The sequence below is a fragment of the Achromobacter veterisilvae genome (assembly GCF_900496975.1).
GTDB lineage: Bacteria > Pseudomonadota > Gammaproteobacteria > Burkholderiales > Burkholderiaceae_B > Achromobacter > Achromobacter veterisilvae.
This window is the reverse complement of record NZ_UFQC01000045.1, coordinates 1-18,530: the sequence shown is the minus strand read 5'-3', so window position 1 is coordinate 18,530 and position 18,530 is coordinate 1. Positions and strand designations below refer to the sequence as shown.

15 protein-coding genes are annotated in these 18,530 nt (G+C 67.5%); 10 read left to right on the top strand and 5 right to left on the bottom strand.

What is annotated here, in order from left to right; genetic code table 11:
* Nucleotides 1–67: 67 nt before the first annotated feature.
* From dnaE to AVE30378_RS27800, 7 genes are read left to right on the top strand one after another with little or no spacing between them, the layout of a single operon-like run.
* Nucleotides 68–3,559 (top strand): DNA polymerase III subunit alpha, encoded by a 3,492-nt coding sequence (gene dnaE, locus AVE30378_RS27830; RefSeq protein WP_129245730.1) that lies wholly within the window; start codon nt 68–70, stop codon nt 3,557–3,559.
* Nucleotides 3,559–4,659: a glycosyltransferase family 4 protein gene (locus AVE30378_RS27825; protein ID WP_129245728.1), complete on the top strand. Its 1,101-nt coding sequence runs from the start codon at nt 3,559–3,561 to the stop codon at nt 4,657–4,659. The genes dnaE and AVE30378_RS27825 overlap by 1 nt, the downstream gene beginning before the upstream one ends.
* A complete protein-coding gene (locus AVE30378_RS27820; protein WP_129245726.1) occupies nt 4,656–5,504 on the top strand; it encodes a polysaccharide deacetylase family protein in 849 nt (282 codons plus the stop codon). Before AVE30378_RS27825 ends, AVE30378_RS27820 begins: the two co-directional genes overlap by 4 nt.
* Nucleotides 5,501–6,253 (top strand): glycosyltransferase family 2 protein, encoded by a 753-nt coding sequence (locus tag AVE30378_RS27815; protein ID WP_129245724.1) that lies wholly within the window; start codon nt 5,501–5,503, stop codon nt 6,251–6,253. The genes AVE30378_RS27820 and AVE30378_RS27815 overlap by 4 nt, the downstream gene beginning before the upstream one ends.
* Complete coding sequence (locus tag AVE30378_RS27810) at nt 6,250–7,359, top strand: glycosyltransferase (RefSeq protein ID WP_129245722.1); 1,110 nt, start codon at nt 6,250–6,252, stop codon at nt 7,357–7,359. The genes AVE30378_RS27815 and AVE30378_RS27810 overlap by 4 nt, the downstream gene beginning before the upstream one ends.
* 24 nt (nt 7,360–7,383) lie before the next feature.
* A complete protein-coding gene (locus tag AVE30378_RS27805; protein WP_129245720.1) occupies nt 7,384–8,109 on the top strand; it encodes a polysaccharide deacetylase family protein in 726 nt (241 codons plus the stop codon).
* Entirely contained in the window at nt 8,084–9,232 is a 1,149-nt protein-coding gene (locus tag AVE30378_RS27800; RefSeq protein ID WP_129245717.1) for a glycosyltransferase family 4 protein, read from the top strand. The genes AVE30378_RS27805 and AVE30378_RS27800 overlap by 26 nt, the downstream gene beginning before the upstream one ends.
* 293 nt (nt 9,233–9,525) lie before the next feature.
* Here the strand turns inward: AVE30378_RS27800 and AVE30378_RS27795 are convergent, their stop codons facing one another.
* Genes AVE30378_RS27795 through AVE30378_RS27785 form a run of 3 tightly spaced genes read right to left on the bottom strand, consistent with a single transcriptional unit; the run spans nt 9,526 to nt 11,546 of the window.
* Nucleotides 9,526–9,807, bottom strand: coding sequence for a YkgJ family cysteine cluster protein (locus AVE30378_RS27795; RefSeq protein ID WP_129245715.1), 282 nt, complete (start codon nt 9,805–9,807; stop codon nt 9,526–9,528).
* On the bottom strand, nt 9,798–10,562 hold the full coding sequence (locus AVE30378_RS27790; protein WP_129245713.1) for a YdcF family protein: 765 nt from the start codon (nt 10,560–10,562) through the stop codon (nt 9,798–9,800). The genes AVE30378_RS27795 and AVE30378_RS27790 overlap by 10 nt, the downstream gene beginning before the upstream one ends.
* Nucleotides 10,563–10,574: 12 nt before the next feature.
* Nucleotides 10,575–11,546, bottom strand: a complete 972-nt coding sequence (locus AVE30378_RS27785) for a glycosyltransferase family 9 protein (protein WP_129245711.1) — start codon at nt 11,544–11,546, stop codon at nt 10,575–10,577.
* A 102-nt stretch (nt 11,547–11,648) separates the two neighbouring features.
* On the opposite strand from AVE30378_RS27785, the gene msbA reads away from it, so the two are divergent.
* From msbA to AVE30378_RS27770, 3 genes are all read left to right on the top strand, one after another.
* Nucleotides 11,649–13,424, top strand: coding sequence for a lipid A export permease/ATP-binding protein MsbA (gene msbA / locus AVE30378_RS27780; RefSeq protein ID WP_129245709.1), 1,776 nt, complete (start codon nt 11,649–11,651; stop codon nt 13,422–13,424).
* A gap of 142 nt (nt 13,425–13,566) precedes the next feature.
* Complete coding sequence (locus tag AVE30378_RS27775) at nt 13,567–15,372, top strand: monovalent cation:proton antiporter-2 (CPA2) family protein (RefSeq protein WP_129245707.1); 1,806 nt, start codon at nt 13,567–13,569, stop codon at nt 15,370–15,372.
* Nucleotides 15,373–15,493: 121 nt separating this feature from the next.
* Nucleotides 15,494–15,724: a hypothetical protein gene (locus tag AVE30378_RS27770; RefSeq protein ID WP_129245705.1), complete on the top strand. Its 231-nt coding sequence runs from the start codon at nt 15,494–15,496 to the stop codon at nt 15,722–15,724.
* A gap of 46 nt (nt 15,725–15,770) precedes the next feature.
* Here AVE30378_RS27770 and AVE30378_RS27765 read toward each other — a convergent pair whose 3' ends face one another.
* Nucleotides 15,771–16,472, bottom strand: coding sequence for a DUF3053 domain-containing protein (locus tag AVE30378_RS27765; RefSeq protein WP_129245703.1), 702 nt, complete (start codon nt 16,470–16,472; stop codon nt 15,771–15,773).
* Between the two features lie 204 nt (nt 16,473–16,676).
* A complete protein-coding gene (gene rng, locus AVE30378_RS27760) occupies nt 16,677–18,140 on the bottom strand; it encodes a ribonuclease G (RefSeq protein ID WP_129245776.1) in 1,464 nt (487 codons plus the stop codon).
* Between the last annotated feature and the right edge of the window lie 390 nt (nt 18,141–18,530).

The window sequence follows — 18,530 nt, the reverse complement described above, 5'->3', positions numbered from 1 at the left end:
ACAGGCCGCGCGCGCGGGGCTCCCCGGATCGCCCGGGACCGTGGCTTTGACCGGTACAATTCTCCCTATGTCCGAAGCCGTAACAAACCCGTCCCCATTTGTTCATCTGCGCGTTCACTCCGAGTTCTCGGTCGTGGACGGCATCGTGCGCATTCCCGACCTCATCAAGCGCGTCGCCAAGCTGGGCCAGCCCGCCGTCGCGCTGACCGATCTGTCGAACCTGTTCGGCCTGATCAAGTTCTACAAGGGCGCGCGCGGCGCGGGCGTGAAGCCCATCGCGGGCTGCGACGTCTGGCTGTCCAACGACGAAGATCCCGCCAAGCCTTTCCGGCTGCTGCTGCTGGTGCGCAACCACAAGGGCTATCTCAACCTGTGCGAATTGCTCTCCAGGGCCTTCCTGACGAACCAGGGCAAGGGCCGCGCGGAGATCCGGCGCGAATGGCTGCAGGGGCAGGACGGCCTGATCGTCCTGTCGGGCGGCCGCGGGGGCGACGTGGGCCAGGCGCTGGACGCGGGCAACGCCGTGTCGGCGCTGGCGCTGGCGCGCCAATGGGAGCACCTGTTCCCGGGCAGCTACTACATCGAACTTCAGCGCGCCGGCATGGACGGCGACGAAGCCTATACCCAGGCCGCGATGCGCCTGGCGGGCGAAGCGGGCTTGCCGGTGGTGGCCACGCATCCGGTGCAGTTCCTGGACGAATTCGAATTCCAGGCGCACGAGGCCCGGGTCTGCATCGCCGAAGGCGAGATCCTGGCCAATCCGCGCCGCGTGCGCCGGTTCAGCAAAGAGCAGTACCTGCTCAGCTCCGAGGAAATGGCCCGGCGCTTCGCCGACGTGCCTTCGGCGCTGGCCAACACGGTGGAAATCGCCAAGCGCTGCAACCTGAGCCTGGTGCTGGGCAAGCCGCGCCTGCCCAACTTCCCCACGCCCGAGGGCGTGACGCTCGACGACTACCTCGTGCAGTTGTCGGAAGAGGGCCTGGAAAAGCGCATGCGCTTCCTGTTCCCCGACGAGGCCGAACGCGAGTCCAAGCGCGAGCAGTACTACGAACGCCTGCGCTGGGAATGCAAGACCATCATCCAGATGGGCTTCCCCGGCTACTTCCTGATCGTGCAGGACTTCATCAACTGGGGCAAGAACAACGGCGTGCCGGTGGGGCCGGGCCGGGGCTCGGGCGCGGGTTCGCTCGTGGCCTACGCGCTGGGCATCACCGACCTGGATCCGATCCGCTACGACTTGCTGTTCGAGCGCTTCCTGAATCCCGAGCGGGTCTCCATGCCCGACTTCGATATCGACTTCTGCCAGGACAACCGCGAACGGGTCATCGACTACGTCAAGGAAAAGTACGGCCGCGCCGCCGTGAGCCAGATCGCCACCTTCGGCACGCTCGGCGCCAAGGCCGTGGTGCGCGACGCGGGCCGCGTGCTGGACATGCCCTATATGTTCTGCGACGGCCTGTCCAAGCTGATCCCGTTCAACCCGATGGATCCCTGGACGCTGGAACGCACCCTGAAGGACGAACCCGCCTTCAAGGACCGCTACGAGCAGGAAGAAGAAGTGCGCGGGCTGGTCGACCTGGCGAAACCGCTGGAAGGCCTGACCCGCAACATCGGCATGCACGCCGGCGGCGTGCTGATCGCGCCCGGCAAGCTTACCGACTTCTGCCCGCTGTATTGCCAGCCGGGGCAGGAGAACAGCGCCGTCTCGCAGTTCGACAAGGACGACGTCGAGGCCGCCGGCCTGGTGAAGTTCGACTTCCTGGGCCTGCGCAACCTGACCATCCTGGATTGGGCCGTGCGCTACGTGCGCCAGTTCAACGAAGACAAGCGCGACTTCGACGTCATGGCGCTGGCGCTGGACGATCCGGCCGCCTACAAGATCCTGTGCGACGCCAACACGACCGCGGTGTTCCAGTTGGAATCGCGCGGCATGAAGGAACTGCTGAAAAAGCTGCGGCCCAACACCTTCGAAGACATCATCGCCATGCTGGCCCTGTACCGTCCGGGGCCGCTGGAATCCGGCATGGTGGACGACTTCGTCAACCGCAAGCACGGCCGCGCCGCGGTGGACTACTTCCACAACGACCTGGAAAGCACGCTCAAGAGCACCTACGGGGTCATCGTCTACCAGGAACAGGTGATGCTGATCTCGCAGATCATCGGAGGCTATTCGCTGGGCGGCGCCGACCTGCTGCGCCGCGCCATGGGCAAGAAAAAGCCCGAGGAAATGGCCAAGCACCGGGAACTGTTCGAACAGGGCGCCAAGGAAAAGGGCCACGATCCCGACCTGGCGGTCAAGCTGTTCGACCTGATGGAGAAGTTCGCGGGCTACGGCTTCAACAAGTCGCACTCGGCCGCGTACGCGCTGATCTCGTACCAGACGGCCTGGCTCAAGGCCTACCATCCGACGGAATTCCTTGCCGCGACCATGTCGTCGGACATGGACGATACGGACAAGGTCCAGATTTTCTGCCGCGACGCCCAGGACAACGGCGTCGAGGTGCTGCCGCCGGACGTCAACTTCTCGGCCTACCGGTTTGAACCGGTGGCCGACAAGCACACCGAAAAGGGCAGGCCGCCGCGCACCATGCGCTACGGCCTGGGGGCGGTCAAGGGCACGGGGCAGGGCGCGGTCGAAGACATCCTGCGCGCGCGCAAGGAAGGCGGCCCCTTCCTGAACCTGTTCGACTTCTGCCGCCGCGTCAGCAAGCAGGCGGTCAACCGCCGCACCATCGAGGCCCTGATCAAGGCCGGCGCGTTCGACACCATCGAACCCAACCGGGCGGCCATGCTGGCCTCGGTGCCCACCGCCATGGAGGCCGCCGAGCAGGCGGCCCGCAGCGCCAACCAGGCCTCGCTGTTCGGCGACGACAGCGGCGACGTGGTGGCCGGCGAACTGGCCAAGGTCGCGCCCTGGGACCTGCACAAGAAGCTGACCGAAGAAAAGTCCGCGCTGGGCTATTACTACAGCGGCCACCTGTTCGACGCCTGGCGCGACGAAGTGCGCCGCATCGTGCCGATGCAGCTCGCCCGCGTGGAGCCGCAGCGCGACCTGCAATGGATGTGCGGCGTGCTGGCCAGCGTGCGCGTCATGATGACGCGGCGGGGCAAGATGGTCTTCGCCGTGCTGGACGACGGCACCGCGCAGGTGGAAATCTCGGTCTTCAACGAACTCTACGAAAAGCACCGCAACCGCTTGCGCGAAGACCAGCTCGTCATCGTGCAGGGCAAGGTCAGCAACGACGATTATTCCGGCGGCATGCGCATCGTGGCCGAGCAGCTCTACGACCTGCAACTGGCCCGCGAGGCCCGCGCCAAGTCCCTGCGCGTCAAGCTCAACGGCAGCGCCGACGCGGCCCGCCTGCGGCAAATGCTGAATCCGTTCCGGGCCGAACCCGAGAACGGCATTCCCGGCGTGCCGGTCGATATCGTCTATACCAAGAATAATTTCCTGTGCACGGTCCGGCTGGGCGAGGAGTGGCGCGTCCGCATGGCCGATACGCTGCTGGCGAACCTGAACGAATGGACCAAGCCCGACGGGGTGGAGGTGACTTATTGATGCGTAGCCTGCGTATCGTTCACTCGGAAGCCGCCACCAGCTTCGGCGGCCAGGAAGGGCGGATCTTCAAGGAAATGACCGCCATGCGCGCGCGCGGCCATCACATGGAGGCTATCTGCCAGCCCAAGGCGCTGTTGGCGGAACGCCTGTCGGACGCCGGCTTCACCGTGCACACGCTGGAAATGGACGGCGTGGCGAACTACCTGAAAGGCGTCGCCACCATTCGCGGCATCCTGCGGGAAGGCCGTTTCGACGTCCTCAATACGCACAGCCGCCGCGACACGGTCATCGCGGCCGCCGCGGCCCGGCTGGCCGGGACGCCGCTGATCGTGCGCACCCGCCACCTGTCCAACAAGGTGGGCTCGCTGTGGTCCTACACCCGCCTGCCGCACCGCGTCACGACGGTGAGCGACCACGTGCGCCAGCACCTGATCGAACGCGGCGTGCCCGCCGCAAGCGTGGCGACGGTCTATTCGCCCATCGTGCTGCCCCCGCCGGTCGAGCGCTCCACCCTGCGCGAGGAACTCGGCCTGGCCGATGACGATATCGTCGTCGGCTGCGTGGCCGTCATGCGGGCCACCAAGGGGCACAAGGACCTGATCGACGCGATCGCGCCCTTGATGGCCAGCCGCCCCAGACTGCACCTGGTGTTCGTCGGGGGCGGTTCGCCGGTGTTCGAGCAGACCCAGGCCTATGTCGCCGAACTCGGGCTGCAGGACCGCATCCACCTGATGGGCATGCGGCGCGACGTGCCCAACCTGCTGGCGGGCTTCGACCTCTTCGCCCTGGCGACGCAGCAGGAGGCCTCCGGCACCGTCTACGTCGAGGCGCAGGCCAGCGGCCTGCCCGTCATCGGCACGGACGTCGGCGGCGTGTCCGAGATGTTCCGCGACGGCGAAACCGGCATCCTGGTGCCGCCCAAGGACGCCCGCGCCCTGGCCGGCGCCCTGGAGCGCCTGATCGACGACGCCGGCCTGCGCCGCCGCATGGGCGAGGCGGGCCGCAAGATGGTCTGGGAAGAGGGCGTGTTCTCGCCCGCCCGGCTGGCCGAGACCACCGAGGCCGTCTATACCAAGTGGCTGGCGGAGCGCGCGGGATGAACGCGCCCAACGTCCCGGTGCTGATGTACCACCACGTCACGCCGGCCGGCGGCATGATCGCGGCGACGCCCGACGTCTTCGAATCGCAGATCGCGCGCCTAGCGCGCGCCGGCTACCAGTCGCTGTCGACCGCGCAATTCGCGGCGTACCTGGCGGGCGGCGCCGCGCCCGAACGGTCCGTGCTGATCACGTTCGACGACGGCTACCTGAACAACTGGGTGCATGCGCATCCGGTGCTGGCGCGCTACGGCATGCGCGCCGTCCTCTTCACCATCACGGGCTGGATCGGCGACGGGCCGGTCCGGCCGCATGCGGGCCAGGGCGGCCCCTTGCCCGCCACGCCGGACCACGACGCCTGCAAGCGGCTGGTGGCTGAGGGCAGGGCCGACGAGGCCATGCTGCGCTGGAGCGAGATCGAGGCCATGCGGGCCGCGGGCACCTTCGAATTCCATTCCCACACGCACACCCACACCCGCTGGGACAAGGTCTGCGGCGCGGACACGGACGCCAAGCGCGCGCATATCGCGCAGGAACTGCGGGACTCCCGGGACACGCTGGAACGCCGGCTGGGCCAGGCGAGCGACCACCTCTGCTGGCCGCAGGGCTATTTCGACGCGGACTACGTGGCCGCGGCCCGCGAGGCCGGCTTCCGCCACCTGTACACTACCGACCCTTTCGGCCAGAACGCCCCCGGCGCGGATCCCGGGCACATCTACCGTTTCGCGGTGCGCAACCAGGGCGGCGGGTGGCTGAACCGGCGCATCTGGCTGTCGCGCGACCCCTTCTGGGGCCCGCGCTTCCATGCCTGGAAGGCCTGGAAAAAGCGTCTTAGGAATCGCGGATGAAGTTATCAGTCATCATCATCACCAAGAACGAGGCGGCCAATATCGCCGCGTGCCTCAAGTCGGTGGCGTTCGCCGACGAGTTCATCGTCGTCGATTCGGGCAGCACCGACGGCACCGTGGAACTGGCGCAAGCCCTGGGCGCGCGGGTGGAAGTCACGCCGGACTGGCCCGGCTTCGGGCCCCAGAAGAACCGCGCGCTGGACCTGGCGACGGGCGATTGGGTGCTGTCCATCGACGCCGACGAGCGCGTCACGCCGGAACTGGCCCAGGAAATCCAGGAGGCGCTGCGCGCCCCGCGGGCCGACGCCTACGAGATCGCGCGCCTGTCGAATTTCTGCGGCCGCGACATCCGCCACAGCGGCTGGTGGCCCGACTACGTGCTGCGCCTGTTCAAGCGGGGCACGGCGCGCTTCACGGACGCCGCCGTGCATGAGCGCGTGGTGCCGGCCAGCGGCCAGCCCCTGCGGATGCGCGGCTATTTCCTGCACTATCCGTACGACAACCTGGACGCCCTGATCAACAAGGTCAACCGCTACTCGTCGGACGCCGCCGCCATGATGTACGCCAAGGGCCGGCGCGCCTCGGTCTTCGGCGCGCTGGGCCACGGCTTCTGGACCTTCGTGCGGATCTACCTGATCCGGCGCGGCTTCCTCGACGGCAGGCACGGCCTGGTGCTGGCCGTCACCGCGGCGGCCGGCAGCTTCTTCCGCTATTCGAAGCTGATGTTCCTGGCCGACAAGAAAAAGTGAAGATCCTCTACACCAACTTCCATGGCCGCAACGGCGGCGGCCATGTGACCTATATCATCAACCTGGCCAAGGCGCTGGCGGGCAGCCACCAGATCACCGTCGCCACGCCCGAGGCCAGCCGGCTCTACCGCTACGCCAAGGCCATCCCCGGCGTAACGGCGGTTCCCATGCAGTATTCGTCTCGCCCCGCCGCGCTGCTGGGCGAGCGCGCGCAACTGCGGCGGCTGATCCGCCAGGGCGGCTACGATGTCATCCACTGCAACGGCTCGGCCGACCACAAGCAGGTCATGTTCGCCACGCTGGCCCTGCCGCGGCGTCCGCGTATCGTCTTCACCAAGCACAACGACCACCCGGTGACCAGCCTGGGCAATTGGCTGCGCGCCCGCCTGGCCACCGACCACAGCATCGCGGTCAGCGATTACGTGCGCCGCCTGATGGAAAATTCGCCCTACCGGCGCCGCCCCATCACGACCATCCGCCACGGTATCGACACCAACTTCTTCGCGCCGCCGCCGCCCGAAAGCCTGGACAAGCTGCGCGACATCTTCTTCGGGCCGGATTGGCGCGGCAAGCTGCTGCTGGGCAGTTCCGGCGGCACCGACTACGACAAGGGCTGGCTGGACCTGGTCGCCGCCGTCGCGGCGCTGCCCGCCGCGGACAAGGCCCGCGTGCGGCTGCTGGTGGCCGGCGACCCGCCCTCCGAGGCCAAGCTGGCGCGCGTGCGCGAACTCGGCATGATCGACCAGGTGGTGTTTCCCGGCCTGCTCGACGACGTGCGGGCCGCCCTGGCCGCCTGCCACGCGGGCTTCGTGCTGTCGTACCGCGAGGCCCTGTCGTTCGCATGCCGCGAGATCATGGGCCTGGGGCTGCCCGCCCTGGTCAGCGACGCGGGCGGCCTGCCCGAGAACGTCGCCGACGGCGTGGATGGCTGGATCGTGCCCGCGCGCGACGTGCCGGCCATGACCGCCAGGCTGCGCTTCATGCTCGACCACCCCGAAGCCGTGCGCGCCATGGGCGTCAAGGCCCGGGAAACCGCCGTGCGCGACTTCAACCTGGAACGTTTCGCCGCCGCGACACTGGACGTCTATCAGCTTACATTGCGCTGAGACCGGGCTCTATAATCCGCAGTTATGTCTATCCCCATACTCATGTACCACCAGATCGGCGAGCCCAATCCCAAGGGCACGCCGTATCGCGGACTGACGGTACACCCCGCCAGCTTCGCCCGGCAGATGCGCTGGATGCACAGGCTGGGCTATCGCGGCCTGTCCATGCGGGACGCCATGCCCTACGTGCGCGGCGAACGGCAGGGCAAGGTGTTCGGCATCACGTTCGACGACGGCTACCGCAACGTGCACCGCAACGCGATGCCGGTGCTCAGCGAACTGGGCTTTACCGCCACCAACTATTTCGTGGCGCGCCAGTTCGACGGCGGCAATGTGTGGGACTTGCAGAAAGGCATCCCGTTCTCGGCGCTGATGACCGTGGACGAAATGCGGGAATGGGCGCAGGCCGGCAACGAGGTCGGCTCGCACACCCTGGACCACGTCCACCTGCCCGAAATGACGCCCGAGGAAGCGCGGCGCCAGATCGTCGAATCCAAGGACGAACTGGAACAGGCGCTGGGCGGGCCCGTCACCGCGTTCTGTTATCCCTATGGCGACCACGGCCCGGAACACCGGGCCATGGTGCGCGAGGCCGGTTACGACAACGCCACGCTGACCCAGCGCGGCCTGGCGGCGGCGTCCGACGATCCCTACGGGCTGCCCCGCGTGACGGTGGCGCGCTCCACCAACATCATCCGCTTCCTGCAGAAATGCCTGACCCGGTATGAAGACTCCCGCCGGCGCCGTTGAGCGGCGGCTCCGCATCGCGCTGCTGGTCGACCGCTTCGGCAATCGCTTCGGAGGCGCGGAAGCCTATGGCGTGGAGCTGATGCGCGTACTCGGCCAGCGTCATGACGTCTCCGTCGTGGCGCGCGACTTCGACAGCGACCTGCCGTTTCCCTTCCTGCCGGTGCGCTTCCCGGCCTGGCTGCCAAGCTGGATGCGGGTGCTGTATTTCGCCTGGCGCGCCGACCGGCTCACCCGCGGGCGCTACGACATCGTGCATTCGCACATGAACGGCTGGGCCGGCGAAATCCAGGTCATGCACGTCACGCCCGTGCGCTACAACCGTGTGACCCGCGCCAAGCCGATGCAGCGCCTGGCCGCCTGGCTCAGCCCGCGCCTGGCCACGTACCTGATCCTGGAAAAACTGCGCGTGCGCAACGCGCCCGCGCGCCGGGTGGTCGCCGTTTCCGGATTGATCATGGATCAACTCCATCGCAGCTACGGTCCGCGGCTGCCGGTGGACATCATCGCGCCGGGGGTCAAGCTGCCCACGGCCGCGCAGCGGGACGGACGCGACGAGACCCGCGCGCGGCTGGGATGGGACGCCGGCACCGTCGGCTGTCTGCTGGTCGCGCGCAATCCCCTGCGCAAGGGCCTGCCGGCCCTGCTCGACGCCCTGGGCAAGCTGCCGCCGCAATACAAGCTGCTGGTCGTGGGCGCGGACGAGCCCACCCGGGAACGCGTGCGCGCGGCCGGCGCCATCGCCAGCCGCGTCACCCTGATCGACCCCACGCCCGACGTCGCCCGCTATTTCAGCGCGGCCGACATCTACGCGCATCCCACGCTGAACGACAGCTACGGCATGGCGCCGCTGGAAGCCATGTCGCACGGGCTGCCGGTGGTGGTCAGTTCGCCCGTCTACTGCGGCTTCGCGCAGTACCTGTCGGCGGGCAAGGACGCCCTCATCCTGCAAGATCCCCGCGACGGCGCGCAACTGGCCCAGGCGCTGGAGCGGCTGGGCTCCGAACCCGGCCTGCGCGCGGCGCTGGCCGAGCGCGGCCTGGCGATCGCCCGCGATCAAAGCTGGGAGACCGTGGCCGCACGCTACGAAGTGCTATACGAAAAAGTGCTGCTGGAGCGCCGCTGACCAAGGCGGAGCCAAGAGCCCGACGCACGTGTCCGACACAGGGGGAAAGACCCGCCGCACGTGTCTGACACCCGTACGAACAGCCCGTCAAGCTGCGACGCACGTGTCTGACACCCCTACGACCTGTCCGTCAAGCTGAAGTCACTCTTCCCGGGTGTCTGACACAGCGATAAAGGCCCGACGCACGTGTCTGACACCCCTACGACCTGCCCGTCAAGCTGAAGCCGCTCTTCCCGGGTGTCTGACACAGGAAGCGTTTCTCGCCATGACGAACCGCCCAGCCCACAAGAAAATCACCCCCCCGGCGCCGTCGCCCGCTCCAGCGCCGCCAGCCACCGTATCGCGTATTCCCGGTCCTCTCCACACATTTCCGCCTGCGCCTGCAAGCCGCCGCAGAAATCCGGGCGCGAAGGCTGGCCGAATATCGCGCAGCGCATGTCCGGCAGCAACTGGACGCAGGGCACGCCGGCCGGCTTGCCCGCGGGCATGCCGGGGATCGGCCGGGTGATCGACGGCGCGATGCAACAGGCGCCGCAGCCGGCTCGACAGGCCAGCGCCGCGGAACTCATACCCATCCGCGCAGCCAGTAGACGAAGAGGCCGGCGTATTCCTTGATGATGGAGCGGCTGGCGTCGAAGGTGCGCTGGTCGGGCAGCCACAGTTGCAGCGAACCGTCGGTGGGCGGCACGATCTGCGGCGGGGCGGGGGCGGCGATGGCCTGCACGCCCTGCTTGGAAAACGCCGCCATCGCGCGCGGCATGTGCAGGGCGGAGGTCACCAGCAGGACTTTGCCGATGCCGCGGGACTTGAGCTGGTCCTCGGTCAGGGCGGCGTTTTCGTAGGTGGTGCGGCTGGCGTTCTCCAGGATGAGCGCCGTTTCGGGCACGCCTTGCTGGCGGATGGCGTGCGCCATTCCGCGGGCTTCGCTGATGTCGCCTTCCAGCGCGCCGCCGGACAGCACCACCTTGGGCGCGCGTCCGGCCAGATAAAGCTGGGCCGCCGTGTCCACGCGCACCACCGCGGTGTCCTTGTCGTAGGGCTGGAACCAGTTGGCGCGGCCGTTGGCGGTGTTGCCGCCCAGCACCACGATGGCGTCGGCCGTCGGGGATTCCGAGGGCGGCAGGTGCGGATAGCGGGATTCCAGCGCCCCGCCCAGCCAGAGCGACGTGGCCGGCAGCGACCAGGCCAGCGCCCACAGCAAGCCGGCCGCGATGAGGGCGCCGCCGGTCTTGCGGAGCCGGAACAGGCCCAGCACCAGTCCGACGACGACCAGGGTCAGGCACAGGTTGTAGGGGATGATCAGATTCGCGAGATAGGTGGAAAAGGGCATTTCAAATCCTGATTACTGCGTCTCGTCCAGCAGGATCCTGGCCTGCTGCGCGACTTCCTCGACCGACGGCCAGGCGTTCTCGGCGCCGATGCACACTGCCCGAGGCGACCACGGCCCGGTCCGTTCGGGGCGGGTGACGCCGAACAGGGTGAGTTCCCTGGCGGCGGCCGCGGCGGCGACGTGCGACACGCCGGAATCGTTACAAACCACCAGCGCCGCCCTGGCCGTGAGCGCCGCGAAGGCGCCCAGCGACAGAGGCGGCAGCAGGAGCGCCGTCGGCGCGTTGCGCCGGGCCTCGTCGGTCTCGGCCGGAGGGGGGCACATTACCACGGTATGGCCGTCGGCCTGGAGGGCGCGGGTAAGTGTATCGAATCCTGGCCAGACCTTGATCCTGCCCTTGTGCAGGCCCGTGGCCGTCGGGGCGATCAGGACGAAGCGCCGGCCGGCCAGCCCGGCCGCTTCCAGCGCATGGGCGGCCGCGTCGCGGTGGGCCGCGGTCAGGGGCAGGTCCAGGGTCGGGCCAGGCTCGGCGGGGCCGCTGGGCAGGCCCCAGCGCCTCAGGGCCTCGCGGGTCAGGTAATGCCAGGACTGGACCGCGTGCAGGGAGTCGCCGGGCTTGGAGACCGGCCAGCGCAGCAGGAAGCTGCGGCCGTCGTCGCGATAGCCGGCCGAGGGCAGGCCCGCCAGCCGGAATACCAGCGCGCTGGACAGGGAGTCCGGCAGCAGCAGGCCCCGCGCCCCGCGGCCCTGGGGCCCCAGGCCGCGCCGGTGGGCGCTGACGGCGGCCCGGTCGGGGCCGACCTTGCCCCGCATCGGAATGAAATCCTGCTTGGCCACGCCGTCGAGCAGGTCGCGGGCCCAGGGGCGGGCGCAGATCACCAGGGGCAGCCCGCTGGCGTGCAGGGCACGCAGGCTGGGCAGGCTCATGCAGACATCGCCCACCCAATTGGGCAACCGGACGTACAGACAACTGATATCGGACATGGATGGGCGCTGGGCGCGTTAGGGCTAAGGTCGGTCCGGGCGGCGCGTCGGCGCGCAGCCGGTACAATTCTCGCCACAATTGTATAAAAGCGAGTGATCCCTTTGAATTCTGCCGCACGCCATGCGCCCGCGGGTTCCCAACCCGTCAAAGCCGAACTCTGGAGGCGGATCTACAGCCGCGTGGGCTCTTACTGGAAGGGTTTGCTGCTGGCCATCCTGCTGATGGCGGGGGCGGCGGCCACGCAACCCGTCCTGGCCGTCATTATGAAGCCTTTGCTGGACGGCGGCTTCTCGGGTGCCAAACCCTACTATGTGTGGGCGCTGCCGCTGGCGGTGGTGGGCCTGATCCTGCTGCGCGGAATCTGCAACTTCTTCAGCGATTACCTGCTGGCCTGGGTCGCCAACAATGTGCTGCTGGGCATGCGCCGCGACATGTTCGAGCGCCTGCTGGGCCTGCCGGACGCCGATTTCAAGCAGGGCGACACCGGCCGCCTGCTCAACCGCTTCACCATCGACGCGGGCAACGTCACCGGCTACGCCACCGACGTCATTACGGTGCTGGTGCGCGAAACCCTGGTCGTCATCGCCCTGATCTGCGTGCTGCTGTACATGTCCTGGGTGCTGACGCTGATCATCCTGATCATGCTGCCGGTCTCGGTGCTGATCTCCCGCTTCTTCATCAAGCGCCTGCGCCGCATCAACCGCGAAACCGTCAACATGAACGCCGAGCTGACCCGCGTGGTCGGCGAGGGCATCGACGGCCAGCGCGTGATCAAGCTGTTCGACGGCTATGAGGTCGAGCGCGGCCGCTTCGATTTCGTCAGCCGGCGCCTGCGCCGGTTCGCCATGCGCACCGCGACGGCGGACGCCGCCCTGACGCCGCTGACCCAGGTGTGCATCTCGGTCTCGGTCGGCGCGGTCATCGCGGTGGCGCTCAGCCAGGCCAACAGCGGCGCGCTCACCGTGGGCAGCTTCGCCTCGTTCATGGCCGCGCTGGCCCAGATCTTCGACCCCATCAAGCGCCTGACCAACGTCGCCGCGCGCATGCAGAAGATGCTGGTGTCGGCGGAAAGCGTGTTCACCCTGATCGACCAGGTTCCCGAGTGCGATACCGGCACCAGGGAACTGCCCGAACCCGTGCGCGGCAAGGTCGAGTTCCGCAATGTGTCGCATCGCTTCCCGGACGCCGACCGCGACACCGTCAACGACGTGTCGTTCGTCGTCGAGCCCGGCCAGACCGTGGCCCTGGTGGGGCGGTCCGGCAGCGGCAAGACCACCCTGGTCAACATGCTGCCGCGCTTCGTGCTGGCCGACAGCGGGCAGATCCTCGTGGACAACGTGCCCGTCGAGGACCTGACGCTGCGCAGCCTGCGTTCGCACCTGTCGCTGGTCAGCCAGGACGTGGTGCTGTTCGACGACACCATCGCCGCCAACGTCGGCTATGGCGCCCTGGGCAAGTCCAGCGAACAGAAGGTGCGCGACGCCCTGGCCGCCGCCAACCTGCTGGAGTTCGTCGACGGCTTGCCGCAGGGCATGAACACGCCGGTGGGCGAGAACGCCGCGCGCCTGTCGGGCGGCCAGCGCCAGCGCCTGGCGATCGCCCGCGCGCTCATCAAGAACGCGCCCATCCTGATCCTGGACGAAGCCACCTCCGCGCTGGACAACGAATCCGAGCGCCAGGTCCAGGCCTCGCTGGAACGCCTGATGAAGGGCCGCACCACGCTGGTCATCGCCCACCGCCTGTCCACGGTGCAGAACGCCGACCGCATCATCGTGCTGGATGCCGGCAGGATCGTCGAACAGGGCGCCCACGCCGAGCTGCTGGCCGCCAACGGCCTGTACGCCTCGCTCTACAAGATGCAGTTCCGCGAGGACTGACCGGGCTTCCCCCGCGTCCGGCGGCGGCCGGACGCGTTTTCCTTCTGTCGCATTTCCGGATTGCCAATCCGGCGGATTGCCGGAAAATGGATCCCGGCCGGTCCGCAGGCATCGGGGCGGGCCCTGCACCCTGGAGCGCCCCATGTCCCTGCCTTCCGATGGCACCCAGCTAGTCAACGTCGTCGTCCTGCTGGGAGCCGCCGTCGTCGCGGTCCCGCTCTTCAAGCGCCTCGGCCTGGGGTCCGTCCTGGGCTACCTGGCCGCCGGGCTGGCCATCGGGCCGTTCGGCATGGGGTTTTTTTCCGATCCGAAGTCCATCCTGCACGTCGCCGAACTGGGCGTGGTGATGTTTCTTTTCATCATCGGCCTGGAAATGCAGCCGTCCCGGCTGTGGAAACTGCGCGGCGAGATCTTCGGCCTGGGCGTGGCCCAGGTGGCCGCCTGCGGCGCGCTTCTCACCGGAGTCGGCCTGTTGGCCGGGCTGTCCGGCCTGGCCGCCTTCATGGCGGCGATGGGGTTCGTGCTGTCGTCCACCGCGATCGTCATGCAGATATTGGCCGAACGGGGCGAGACCGCCAGCGCGCAAGGGCAGCGCATCGTGTCCATCCTCCTGCTGGAAGACCTGGCCATCGTGCCGCTGCTTGCCCTGGCCAGCCTGCTGGCGCCGGCGGGCGGCGCCGAGCACGGGGATCCGTGGCTGCAGGCGGCCATCGCGCTGGGGTGCATCCTGGCCCTGCTGGCCGCGGGCCGCTGGTTGCTCAATCCTCTGTTCCGCCTGCTGGCCGCCGCGCATGCCCGCGAGGTCATGACGGCGGCCGCGCTGCTGGTGGTGCTGGGCGCGGCGCTGCTGATGGAACTGGGCGGCCTGTCCATGGCCATGGGCGCGTTCCTGGCGGGCGTCCTGCTGTCCGAATCCACTTTCCGCCATCAGCTCGAGGCCGAAGTCGAACCCTTCCGCGGCATTCTCCTCGGCCTGTTCTTCCTGGGCGTGGGCATGTCCCTGGACCTGTCGGCGGTGGCCCGCGAATGGCCGCTGATCCTGGCGGCCGTCGTCGTCTTCATGCTGGTGAAGTCGGTGGGCGTCTATGCGGTGGCGCGGGCCTTGCGCGCCACGCACGCCGAGGCGACCACCCGGGCCGCGCTGCTGGCGCAGGGCGGCGAGTTCGCCTTCGTGCTGTACGGGGCGGCGGCCGCGGCCGGCATTTTCGACGCGCATACCGGCGCCGTGCTGACCGCGGTCGTGATCATTTCGATGGCGTTCACGCCCCTGTGCGTGCTGGCGCTGCGCTGGCTGCTGCCCAGGCCGGCGCCTTCCATGGAAGGCGTGGACGTGGCCAGGGACCTGGACGGCTGTGTGTTGATCGTGGGATTCGGCCGCTTCGGCCAGATCGTGACCCAGGCGATGCTGGCCCGGGACCTGAAAGTCTCCATCCTGGACGTCGACACCGACGCGATCCGGGCGGCGGCCAAATGGGGCGTCAAGGTCTATTACGGCGACGGCACCCGCGTCGACATGCTGCGCACCGCCGGCGCGGAGAATGCCTGCGTCATCCTGATCTGCATCGACAATCCGCAGGCGGTCAACCACATCGTCAAGCTGGTGAAGGCCGAATTTCCGCTAGTCCGGGTGGCGGTGCGCGCCTATGACCGCATCCATTCGCTGGCGCTGGCCAAAGAGGGGGTGGACTATCAGGTCCGCGAAACCCTGGAATCGGCGCTGGCGTTCGGCGAAGCCGCGCTGCGCGTGATAGGCGTGCCGGCGGACGAGGCCGCCGAGGTGGCGCAGGACGTGCGCAAGCGCGATACCGACCGTTTCGACCTGGAGGTGGCGGGCGGATTGTTCGCCGGCCGCTCGCTGCTGTACGGCAACATGAGCGGCCCCGCGGACGGCAAAAACGACAAACCCGACCGCGAGGCCGGCGAAACGGCGCCCAGCCCGTCGGCATGAACCAATATTTCCATTTGTTCGCATTACGTTACGCATCATTTCACGCGCAAGCGCCAGTGACTGAGGTAGATTAGTTCGCACAGACTCTTCGTCCATGAAGAGCTTTTGCCAGGGGGCTGCCATGCTGCAATCGGATCGGATTTCCACGACGCCTCATGCTGTTGGTGTAGAACTGGCCCGGCGGCAGGCCTTGGTCCTGCGCTGCGGGTTTTCGGCGGGCTCCATGCGCCAGTTGCTCTCGCAGACCGGCGGGGCGGGGCCGGCATGGTCGATCCGCGCGCACCGCGAGACCGACCGCGCCCGGGGCGCCAAGGCCTTTCCTTTCCGCATCGCCGCGGCCGCGGCGTCCTGAACTGCGGCCCGGACGCGGGCGCGTCCGCCGGCCGGGCCTCGGCCGCCTAGCGGCCGACCATGACCGCCTGCATGCGGGTTTGCGCCTGCTGCACGTTTTTCGCTTGCGCGTTCAGGTCCTGCAGCAGTCCGTTCAGTTCGGCTTGCACGGCCGGGTCCTGCACCTTGACGATCGGACCGGACAGATCGATCTGGGCGGCGTGCGCGGCCACGTAGTCGGCGATCTTCAGGCTGGCGTCGAACGTCGCGTTCAGTTGCGGCAGCGTGTCGCGGAACGTGTCGGCCGGCAGGCTGACGGTTTTTTCATAGGCCTTGTCGTACACGGCCTTCAGGTCTTCAGGCTGCTTGAGCTGCGCGCGGGCGGCGTCGGCCTTGGCTTGCTGCGCCTGCAGCGCCGCGCCCATCTCGTTCAGCGATGCCTGCACCGCCTTGAAATCGTCGCGGCGCGCCACGACGTCGTTCAGCGAGCGCACCGCGCCCTTCTGCATGATGCCGGACAGCGGCTTTACGGAAGCGTCCATGCCGGCGTTGAAGTCGGTGATCACCGCATAGTGCGCCGTGTAGTCGCCGAAGGACTGCTTTTCTTCGTCCGTCAGCTTCGGCACGCGCACGCCGGGCTTGTCCACGATGCGGGTCTGCAGGAACTGCGTGAACGCGGCACGCTGTTCGGGCTCCTTGTCGCCGCACGCGGCCAACATGAACGGCAGCGCCGCGGCCAGCACCAGGAACGGACGGAATAGGGACTTCATTGCATTGACCTCCGAAAGCAAAAGAAAGGGCGCCATGCGGGGCATGGCCCGCAAAGCGCCCGCAGCTTATCGGCTCGTTCTTCCCGTCGCCATCGGTTTCAAACTTCATTGCAAACGAATCGTTAAGACACACAATTCATACACAATGAGGTGAAATTCCGCCGGCTACCTGCTATGGCCGGCGTCCGTCCGCACTGAAGAAGCCTAGACCAGGATGATGTCGTACTGCTCCTGCGAATAGCGGCTTTCCACTTCCAGGGACACGCGCTTGCCCACGAAATCGCCCAGCATCGCCAGGTGCTGGCTTTCTTCTTCCAGGAACAGGTCGACCACTTCCTGCGAGGCCAGGATGCGGAATTCCTTGGGGTTGAATTGCCGGGCTTCGCGCAGGATCTCGCGCAGGATCTCGTAGCAGACGGTGCGCGGCGTGCGCACGTTGCCGCGCGCCTCGCACATCGGGCAGGGTTCGCAAAGCTGGTGCGCCAGGGAATCGCGCGTGCGCTTGCGGGTCATTTCCACCAGTCCCAGTTGCGTAAAGCCATTGACCGTCATGCGGGTGCGGTCGCGCGATAGCGCCTTCTTCAGTTCGGCCAGCACGGTTTCGCGGTGTTCCTGGTCCTCCATGTCGATGAAGTCCAGGATGACGATGCCGCCCAGGTTGCGCAGGCGCAACTGGCGGGCGATCGCCTGCGCCGCTTCCAGGTTGGTCTTGAAGATGGTGTCGTCGAAGTTGCGCCCGCCCACGAAACCGCCGGTGTTGACGTCGACCGTGGTCAGCGCCTCGGTCTGGTCGATGATGAGGTAGCCGCCCGACTTCAGGTCCACCCGGCGGGACAGGGCGCGCGAAATCTCGTCGTCCACGTTGGCCGTGTCGAACAGCGGCCGCTCGCCGCTGTAGTGCTGGATGCGGTCCACGACCGAGGGCGTATAGATGCGCGCCCACTCGAGCATGGCGGCGCTCGTCGTCCGGGAGTCGACCAGGATGGCGCCGGTGCCGGGGCCCACCATGTCGCGCAGCACGCGCTGCGCCAGCGTCAGGTCCTGGTGGAGCAGGGCGGGGGCGGGCTGGGTGCGGGCGGCCGCCTGCACGCTGGTCCAGAGCTTGCGCAGGTACTCTACGTCCGCCGTCAGTTCTTCGTCGTTGGCGCCTTCCGCCTGGGTGCGGACGATGAAGCCGCCTTTTTCTTCGGCGGGCATCAAGGCCTGCAGCCGCTCGCGCAACTGGATGCGCTCCGACTCGGTGTCGATCTTCTGCGAAATGCCGATATGCGGGTCATGGGGCAGATAGACCAGCATCCGTCCGGCCATGCTGATCTGGGTCGACAGGCGGGCGCCCTTGGTGCCCAGGGGATCCTTGACCACCTGGACCATGAGGGTCTGTCCCTCGAACAGCAGCTTCTCGATCGGCGTGGGCGTCAGGCCCTGGCTTCTTTCGCCCCGGTTCTCGCGCAGGTCCGCGATGTGGATGAAGGCCGCCCGCTCCAGCCCGATGTCGATGAACGCGCTCTGCATTCCGGGCAGCACGCGGACCACCCGTCCCAGATAGATATTGCCGACGTGGCCCCGCTGGATGCTGCGCTCCACGTGCAGCTCCTGTACCGACCCCTGTTCCACCAGCGCGACTCGGGTTTCGAAGGGGGTAACGTTGATCAGGATATCTTCGCTCAGGGCGATGGCTGGGGGCATAGCGTGCTCGTCTCCATATTAGGTGCGGCGTACAAGCCGAATAGTAAACGTACCCTTTCCCCAGGCAAGCCGGGCGGCGGCGATGGCGCGAAAACTTGTGCTATAGTCTCGCTCCTTCGCAGTTCGGGCAGTTTTTCGAAGCGCGGGGCCAGGCAGGCATCATTGCATGGATAGCGCGAATCAGACAGAAGTCCGTTGCGCCGTTCGAAACAATATGCTATAGTCTTGGGCTTGGCTGGTGAAGCGAATCAAGGGTTTACCCTTACGAATCATTAGCCATCCGAAGTGACCGACTCCTGGTTTCAGGGCGATGGCAAGGCTGGAGGTTCAGCGGCGCCGCGGGTTGCAAGATAGGATGCAAATTAGGCAAAA